The following is a 4,130-nucleotide window of genomic DNA, read 5'->3' on the forward strand; positions in this document are numbered from 1 at the left end:
GACCGAGGTGCCAAAGCAGGTCCGAGAAATCGCCGAGAAACTCAACCTCGATATATTCCCTAATATGTGAGGAGTTTGGGCTAAAAAATCCCTCGTTTCGGGTAGTGGATATCCATCTCAAGAAACCTTCCCGGATCCAGGCGCTGGCGATGATCATGGTATTCTCTCTTAGTGTATGCGATAACCGAGTTCCGACGGAGCCGATACCTGTAGGGAACCGGCGAAACGGTGACCAGCCAGACGATGAAGCAGACCCCAAACCCAACCCTGAAGTGGATGTTCTTCCGCTTCCGTGGAGTCCGGGAACTGCAGTTCTGGGCAGAGGAGAAGGAAACTGTGACTATCACGACTATGACCCCGGAACTCTGGAAGATACTCAGGCTGCTCGGGAGGGAATTTGCAGGAGTTGCAGGAACAGGTCGTTAGGTTCGATGTGTGAATCAAGAGGAAGTGTCCCTCTTCAGCAAAGAGTTTTTTAGAAATCTCAGAAACTTGTTGCCGAGAATTTTATTCCACTTCCTCAATTGTGATGCCTTGTACCGCCACACTCAACCAGCGTGTATCCTTGTTATTCAACTCAGGGATATCGCAGGGGCGCTCGGCCCCTTCGGGCACGTGGAGCCGGATGGTGTTTTTGCCCTTGTGGAATTGGATGGGTATTGAGATGTGGATGAAACTTGTAGGAACTGTTGTTTGCTGGACGAGGTAGCCGTTTACGTAGATTTCTAGGGTTTTTGTGCGGTGAAAACTTCGCGTGTTGAAACTTAGTTCCACTTGTTGATCGGCATTTGATTCTATAATAAGTGTAGCATTATCTTGGGTCCATCTGGTTGGCGTACCTCCCCAGTTTTCCAACCCGTGCCAGCCACCTCCGAGCAAAACTTTGGAATTACAACCCCTTATTGATTCTCCTGAAACCACATCCGTGTTATAGACGACCAGTTGGTCGTTTTGCATAGATGCATCTATTGTGTAAGAATCTCCTAAGTAAGCGATTAATAGATCCAGATCATCCTTATCCAGATAATTTTTGTGCAATATTACATATGAAACGTTGTAATTGCACCTTAAATATGCCAGTTTGTCCGTCATCGAGGGCTGGATGATCTCTTCCTCTCCGAAATACAGGTATTTTAACACGGGATCTGTATCCATATACTCCGCATACACGGGGTTTAACCGATTAAAATACCCCCCTAGAAATGGCCTTTGGTGAGTTTTTTGGTATTCGTAATAGGATATCATCGTATTGCCTTTGCTTTTATCAAGCGGCGATCGAATGAGAGGAATCTCCATTATCGGAGCACTATCATCGTGTGAGATGTTATAGTAGAATTCTGGAGTTACTTTCACATCTTGAACTGGGAGTACTGCAACGAATTCGAATATCAGTATGGCAGAGATTACAGCGCATAAGGTATATTTATTTACCTTGCCCGCAGGTATTGCCTTGACAAGACGTTTAAATCCATAGGCTGCCATCAGTGCGAAACAAAACATAACCACGATGTCATACCTGGATGGCACTCTTATCATATTGAGAAACGGGATATATTTGGTGATTATGCCCGGTAACATTATCGTCAAATTGTAATCTGTAAACTGCCATATGCCAAAAATATGTAATACAGGGCCAAGAGACAGTACTAAAAACACGCCCGAGCAGATCAGAATGAACCTACCAGACTTACTCTTTATCAATGAACGTGTTCCTATTATTGCCAGTAGTATGACAGTATATCCGATGAATACAATGTTTTCGCTGTAGTTTCCCGTGAAATTAGAGTATATCTGGTTTGAAAAACTTCCGAACACTGGATGGAATGGGGATGGCACAACGAAGCCCAATATATCTGCAGAATATGTTATAAAACTGCCCAAGGACTGGATCATATACTTATTTGTCAGAATATTTTTAAGTATCAAGTACAACCCTGGGGCAATTAAAGCAAGAGATATCAGGGAGAACGCACTGAATTTTAAAAGGAATTCTTTTGAAACTGTGTCCTTTATTCTATATCCCACATAAAGGAGACAAAAAATTGCAAGCATAACTGCGATTGTCCAAGAGGTTAATGCGTTTATTGCGAAGAAGAGGCTTGCTAGAAGTATATTCAAATTCCTCGGATCCTCGTACATCTTATGGAAGAACAGTACAAAAAAGGGAATCCACTGAACGCTGAATGTGTGTAGGTGACCGCAGCTTGCTCCAAAATGGAATGGGAAAAATGCGAAAATAATCCCTGCTATGAATGCGGCATGGGGTTCCTTAAGCAGATAATTTGCCAGGAGAAACATCCCATAACCCGCCAGGACGAATGTGGACAAAACATATAGATTATAACTTACGACAGACCCGAAAAAATGGGTAACCGGGACAAATAAGAGTTGTGGGAAAATGGAATCCACCATGTCCAGACCGAGAGGGTAAAATATGAAACTGTGGTGAAGGGGGTTTAACGAGTTTGTAAGGGCATAATCAAACCACCAAAAGTAGTTTGACCAGAAAACGACTTCACTATGACCTAGATACGTTTTATTCAGATCTATCGATACCGGGAGATATACCATAATATATGTGAGGGTACAATACAAACCAAAGGCAAGAAGATTGATTTTTTTTATATTCAGATATTTAATAATCTTATTATTTCCCGCCGGATAATCCATGAATAGTTTTTTGCTTTGAACAAGATATCAATTTCTAAGTTATGGAAGCTCTTAAATCATATTTCTCAGATTACCTCTTATATTTTTAAGGCATTCACACTCTGTATAAGATGGATGTTATTGGTAGCGTGATCCCCTGATTAATATCAAGTGGTGAAAACGGAAGTTGTTTTACCGACGACGAACTGTTCCCTATGCTTTGTTCGCTTGAAATCTTTCAGGATCTCATGGTTCTCTTTCTTCCTGGAACAGATCAGGAACGTGATGATGAGCGTGATGAATGTTCCATTAACGGCAGAAAGCAAAAAGTATTGACTTAACGCCCTTCATGTTTTCCCCACCAATGGTCTGCGGTTAAACAACTACATAGGCTGTGCATTGATAGTCGTTTGTTGGAGTAATCATCAAAGAACTTGAACCGTGTGTTTCTCTCTATCCACGAGATACTATTTTGAGAACCGTTTCTGCTTTTGCAGGCCGTATCTCCCAGAAAACGTGGTTACTTTCGTTCAGCATACCGGATGTGGTAGATTCCTTCGACCAGGGTCTGGATCTCTACCGCCCTTCCAGCCGGATTTAGGGTTGCGTGCCCCTTGATTGCAATCTGTCCTGTGATAAATCGCCTCTGCGTAGCAATCTCTCGCATGTAATCGGGGCTGACCGATCGGCAAAGATCAGGTTTATTACATCTTCGGGTGCGATCTGACAGCGCTCCACCTCCACACCAACAAGTAACCTGCCTGCGGTTGTGCAGGCCAGTGTCTCCGCCCCCGCTTGACTCTGATCGCATACTGATGGTTCCGTGTCTGGGGGACATTGATCTCGCGCATTGCCAGTCCGTGCCGACGGATCTCGTCCGCGACTGCCCACGGGACGAGGAAGAGCGGCACCGGGGAGACGTTTATCTCTTCCGGTGAAGATGTACCCGTGGCGGCCTTGTCGACGGTGCGGTCACACTTCAGGTCCGGGCTGCCGCCGCTGGTTTTCGGTTCGGTTCTTCTGGTTTCGTTTTGCATTCAAGACATCTCCCTGCACCGGGACTCGCCCCGGCGCATACACCATCGTCGGGAGCCGCCGGTTAAAAGGGTGCGCCAAATATCCCGGAAAAAGCGGCCGGCCCCATATAAGCGTTGCTTTACGGGCCGATCACAAAATCGAAGAATCGGGAAGGAATATCAGATCCCGGAGAGAATCCGGGTATGTAAAAACTCACCTTCTGTCCGGGGGTTTGCAGACGGCGACCACCTCCTCCGGGTCGTACCGGAGCCGCACCTCCCGTCCCCGGCCCGCCCCGGGCACGAGATCGACGATCCCGGCCCTCGCAAGCCCGTTGAGGTGCTCGTGGTAGGTCGTCTTCCCGACCGGGAGGTAGTCCTGCACCTCCTCAAAGACAGCTCCCCCTATCATATCGGTGCCCGCAACCGACAGCTCCGCGATCCGGTAGAGCAGCGCCCGTTCGC

Annotated in this window: 4 protein-coding genes and 1 pseudogene; 1 reads left to right on the top strand and 4 read right to left on the bottom strand. The window is 46.3% G+C overall.

Annotated features, from left to right (window positions below):
• Nucleotides 1–243 precede the first annotated feature (243 nt).
• Nucleotides 244–426, top strand: coding sequence for a hypothetical protein (locus QMC91_RS09780; RefSeq protein ID WP_300238057.1), 183 nt, complete (start codon nt 244–246; stop codon nt 424–426).
• Nucleotides 427–507: 81 nt separating this feature from the next.
• Here QMC91_RS09780 and QMC91_RS09785 read toward each other — a convergent pair whose 3' ends face one another.
• The 4 genes and pseudogenes from QMC91_RS09785 to cdc6 all read right to left on the bottom strand — a co-directional run.
• Nucleotides 508–2,670, bottom strand: coding sequence for a hypothetical protein (locus QMC91_RS09785; RefSeq protein WP_300238058.1), 2,163 nt, complete (start codon nt 2,668–2,670; stop codon nt 508–510).
• 499 nt (nt 2,671–3,169) lie between these two features.
• The gene (locus tag QMC91_RS09790) at nt 3,170–3,316 is read right to left on the bottom strand and encodes a hypothetical protein (RefSeq protein ID WP_300238059.1); all 147 of its coding nucleotides are present in this window, start codon (nt 3,314–3,316) and stop codon (nt 3,170–3,172) included.
• Between the two features lie 37 nt (nt 3,317–3,353).
• Entirely contained in the window at nt 3,354–3,686 is a 333-nt protein-coding gene (locus tag QMC91_RS09795) for a hypothetical protein (RefSeq protein ID WP_300238060.1), read from the bottom strand.
• A 193-nt stretch (nt 3,687–3,879) separates the two neighbouring features.
• Nucleotides 3,880–4,130, bottom strand: a pseudogene (gene cdc6 / locus QMC91_RS09800) (cell division control protein 6); the annotation flags it as partial.

Source organism: Methanoculleus sp. (assembly GCF_030019085.1).
GTDB lineage: Archaea > Halobacteriota > Methanomicrobia > Methanomicrobiales > Methanoculleaceae > Methanoculleus.

Bases quoted from the DNA above. Each gene is read 5' to 3' on its own strand.
- QMC91_RS09780 (WP_300238057.1), top strand. From the start codon at position 244: ATGAAGCAGACCCCAAACCCAACCCTGAAGTGGATGTTCTTCCGCTTC.
- QMC91_RS09785 (WP_300238058.1), bottom strand. From the start codon at position 2,670: ATGGATTATCCGGCGGGAAATAATAAGATTATTAAATATCTGAATATA.
- QMC91_RS09790 (WP_300238059.1), bottom strand. From the start codon at position 3,316: ATGCGAGAGATTGCTACGCAGAGGCGATTTATCACAGGACAGATTGCA.
- QMC91_RS09795 (WP_300238060.1), bottom strand. From the start codon at position 3,686: ATGCAAAACGAAACCAGAAGAACCGAACCGAAAACCAGCGGCGGCAGC.